At 67.3% G+C, this 336-nt stretch carries 1 protein-coding gene; it reads left to right on the forward strand.

What is annotated here, in order from left to right; translation table 11 throughout:
• A partial coding sequence (locus HPT28_RS26475; RefSeq protein ID WP_257579468.1) for a polyketide synthase occupies nucleotides 1–336 on the forward strand: 336 nt, incomplete at both ends.

Consider the following 336-nt stretch of genomic DNA (forward strand, 5'->3'; position numbering starts at 1 on the left):
CGAGCCGTTGGCGATCGTGGGGATGAGTTGCCGGTATCCCGGTGGGGTGGCGTCGCCGGAGGAGTTGTGGGAGCTGCTGGCTTCGGGTGGGGATGCCGTTTCGGAGCTGCCGGTGGACCGGGGCTGGGATGTGGAGGGTCTCTACGATCCTGATCCGGATCAGCCGGGGAGGTCGTATACGCGTAGTGGTGGCTTCCTGGAGGGGCCGGGTGGTTTTGATGCCGAGTTCTTCGGGATCAGTCCGCGTGAGGCCCTGGCGATGGATCCGCAGCAGCGGTTGGCGCTGGAGGCGGCGTGGGAGGCGTTCGAGGACGCGGGTATCGACCCGACGTCCCT

Origin of the sequence: Streptomyces sp. JJ38 (assembly GCF_019303475.1) — a bacterium.
GTDB lineage: Bacteria > Actinomycetota > Actinomycetes > Streptomycetales > Streptomycetaceae > Streptomyces.